Raw genomic sequence first — 1478 nt, 5'->3', positions numbered from 1 at the left:
TCTCGTTCGAGGGGCAGTCTCTGTCGTATGCGGAGTTCGATGCTCGGGTGAATCGTTTTGCCAGGTATTTGGTTTCGGTGGGTGTGGGGCCGGAGTCGTTGGTGGGTGTTGCGGTTCGTCGGTCGGTTGATTTGTTGGTTGCGGTTTACGGTGTGCTCAGGGCTGGTGGTGGGTATGTTCCGGTGGATCCGGATCAGCCTGCGGAGCGTAATGGGTATGTGTTGGAGTCGGCGTCGCCGGTGTGTGTGGTCAGTACGTCTGATGTTGGTTTCGATGCTGGTGTTGTGCCGGTGGTCGAGGTTGATGTTGTTGATGTGTCTGGTTTTTCGGGTGCGCCTGTCTCTGATGTGGATCGGGTTGCGCCGTTGCGGTCGGGGAATACGGCGTATGTGATTTTCACGTCGGGGTCGACGGGTCGGCCGAAGGGTGTGGCGGTCAGTCATCGCAGTGTGGTCAATCAGGTGTCGTGGTTGGCGGAGCGTTATGCGGTGTCGGGTTCTGATGTGGTGTTGTTCAAGACTCCGGTGACGTTCGATGTGTCGGTGTGGGAGTTGTTTGTTCCGTTGGCGGTGGGTGCTCGGTTGGTGGTGGCTACTCATGACGGTCATCGGGATCCGGGGTATTTGGCGTCGGTGGTGGCGGCGGAGTCGGTGTCGATGGTGTCGTTTGTGCCGTCGATGTTGGAGGTGTTCGTCGATCAGGTTGTCGAGACGTCGGAGGCGACGATTTCGCGTCTCGGTGGTAGTGGGTTGGGTTCGTTGCGGGTGATTTTCGCGGCGGGTGAGGCGTTGCCGGCGTCGGTGGTGGGTCGGGTGTTGTCGGTGTTGCCGTCGGTTGAGGTTCATAATTTGTATGGTCCGACGGAGTTCACGGTGCATGCGACGGCGGCGGGTCCGCTCGATGGTGTGGGTGTGGTGGTGCCGATGGGTGCTCCGGTGTGGAATTCGTCGGTGTTGGTGTTGGATTCGCGGTTGCGTCCGGTGCCGGTGGGTGTTGCGGGTGAGTTGTATTTGTCGGGTGTGCAGGACGCTCGTGGGTATTTCGGGCGGGTGGATTTGTCGGCGGAGCGGTTTGTGGCGAATCCGTTCGGTGGGGTGGGTTCGCGGATGTATCGCACGGGGGATGTGGTGCGGTGGATCGGTGTGTCGGGTGAGCTCGAGTATGTCGGTCGTAGTGATTTTCAGGTGAAGTTGCGTGGTCAGCGGATCGAGTTGGGGGAGATCGAGTCTGCGGTTCGGGATCAGGTGGGTGTGGGTTCTGTTGTGGTGGTGGTGTGGCGTGATCAGTTGGTTGCGTATGTCACTGCTGCGGTGGGGTCTTCGGTTGATGTTGATGTGGTGAAGGTGGGTGTGGGGGAGCGGTTGGCGTCGTATATGGTGCCGTCGCAGTTTGTGGTGTTGGATGCGTTGCCGTTGAATGCTTCGGGGAAGTTGGATCGGAAGTTGTTGCCGGAGCCGGTGTTCGAGGCCGCGGTGTTC

At 59.7% G+C, this 1478-nt stretch carries 1 protein-coding gene; it reads left to right on the top strand.

Annotated elements, in window-relative coordinates; translation table 11 throughout:
- Window positions 1-20: 20 nt before the first annotated feature.
- A partial coding sequence (locus tag B0E55_RS31265) for an amino acid adenylation domain-containing protein (protein WP_338013650.1) occupies window positions 21-1478 on the top strand: 1458 nt, incomplete at its 3' end.

This window comes from Rhodococcus sp. 66b (assembly GCF_002076325.1).
GTDB lineage: Bacteria > Actinomycetota > Actinomycetes > Mycobacteriales > Mycobacteriaceae > Rhodococcus_F > Rhodococcus_F erythropolis.
This window is presented reverse-complemented; position numbering and strand designations above follow the sequence as displayed.